This is a genomic window from Frisingicoccus caecimuris (assembly GCF_004340975.1).
GTDB classification, from domain to species: domain Bacteria; phylum Bacillota; class Clostridia; order Lachnospirales; family Lachnospiraceae; genus Frisingicoccus; species Frisingicoccus caecimuris.
The window spans coordinates 1-1,901 of sequence record NZ_SLXA01000031.1; the positions used below are offsets into that span (position 1 = coordinate 1).

A 1,901-nucleotide genomic window follows, 5' to 3' on the forward strand; every position below is an offset into this window, starting at 1 on the left:
GGGGCCGTCGCATTAATGATTGAATAAATCATAGATGCGGCGGCCTCTTTGTGCTCATTTTAAGGAAAATCCCTTGAATAATAAGACGTTATTTGATTTTCGTGCATACTTTAACAGACCTTCTTTTAGGAAGAAAGTCTATCCGAGTTTTTTTGTTTTGAACTGTCTAAAATTACGCTGTTTTCTTCAGTGAAAACAAATGCTGTCCGGTTCTTTCGGACTGGATTTTATGGTGAAGCTTATTGATGTTATAACCAATTGCCAGGATAATGCTCTGAGCAGTAACGTTTTCTTTTCCGCGATATAAATAACGTCTGAAATCCATATCTTCTTTTATGACTGCAAAGGATCCTTCTGCCTGAATGCTCCGGTTCATCCGCAGCTGCGTTCCATAATCGCTGGTGATTCTCTCCAGGGTTTCCAGTCGTTTCTGTTTCATTACTTTTGAAACATACAACACTTTTTGACGTTCTTCCATTGGTGTCTTGCAGTTGTTGCCCCTGATACATTCTGTTTTGAACGGACAGTCTTTACAATGATTGCATTGATACACGGTAACTGTTCTTTTGTAGCCGCTTGCAGTTTTTTCTTTCTTCTCATACCGGGCAGTCAGTATCTGCCCATTTCTACAGCAATATGTGTCATTATCAGCGTTGTAATCCATGTTTTCCATGCGGCTGATGTCTTGCCTGTACTTTCTGGTCTTTGAAATTTCATAATTCTGTGGTTTGATAAATGCAAGCTGTTCGTTTTCTTCTATAAACAAGTAGTTTTCTTCACTTTCATATCCGGCATCAGCTACGATCTCTTTATATTTGAATGCCAGATATTCTTCCATTTCTTTTAAAAACGGAATCAGCGTTCTTGTATCAGTAGGCCTTTCACTGATGGCAAGCCAGGTAATATATGCAGAATCAACACCATGCTGCAGATTATAAGCCGGTTTTAACTGACCATTCATCATGGCATCTTCTTTCATCCTCATGAACGTTGCATCAGGATCCGTCTTCGAATAACTGTTGCGTTCACCGCAGACATGAATCTTTTTTGTATATTCTTTCAGTTTTTCTATGTAAGTTTCCAGTGTCTCTATAGATTTTTGCAGAGGAGTCTTTCTTTTTCCGATACCATGCACAAACGCAATCTGTTCTTCGTTTTTTATCTTATAAAGCTGCTTCCGCATTCTCTTTAAGGTATGCAGAGAGATTTCGTTTCGATAAACGATTTTAAGACCATAGAGTGTTTCACATTCACTTACCAGTTCTGAAATTTTATCAAACAGTTTTGCCATGCTTTTGGTAACTGCTTTTTTCCAAACAAAAGTGTATTTGTTAGCAACAGATTCAATCTTCGTTCCATCAATAAAGATACTTTTTCCGGATATTTCTCCTAATTCATAAAGAATGCCCGTTACTTCGGCCATTGTCTCTTTTGAACACTGCGACAAATGTAAAGAGATGAATCGTGCAATCGTTGCGTGATCAGGAGCCGGTTTTCCTTCTAAAAGATACATAAAGTTGACATCTCTGCGGCATGCCGTTTCAATGTCTCTGCTTGAATAAATGCGGTTCATGCTGGCGTAAATGATAATCTTAAACAGCTGCTTTGGTGACGCCTGATTTTTCTTTACCTTACCATAAGTCTTATAAAGTTCTCTGAGTTCCATTCCCTCCACAAAAGCACTCAGTAGGCGTACCGGATCATCTGCCGGGATTAAAATTTCCAAATCCAGCGGAAGTTTGATTTGATAGTACAGAGAAGATGTTGTATAATCTTTCTGTAATAATTGGTTTAGTCGCATAAGTCAATTTTACACCAAGAGCCGGACTTTTCGAAGCCCGGCTCTTGCTTTTGGTAAAAAAAGTGCTGCCGCACTAATTTTTATTTAGTGCGACAGCTCC

The 1,901-nt window shown here is 38.8% G+C and carries 1 protein-coding gene; it reads right to left on the minus strand.

Annotated elements, in window-relative coordinates; translation table 11 throughout:
- Positions 1-172: 172 nt before the first annotated feature.
- Complete coding sequence (locus EV212_RS13335) at positions 173-1,801, minus strand: IS1182 family transposase (RefSeq protein WP_132094483.1); 1,629 nt, start codon at positions 1,799-1,801, stop codon at positions 173-175.
- Positions 1,802-1,901: the final 100 nt, after the last annotated feature.

Coding starts and splice junctions, on each gene's coding strand:
- EV212_RS13335 (WP_132094483.1), bottom strand. CDS start 1,801: ATGCGACTAAACCAATTATTACAGAAAGATTATACAACATCTTCTCTG.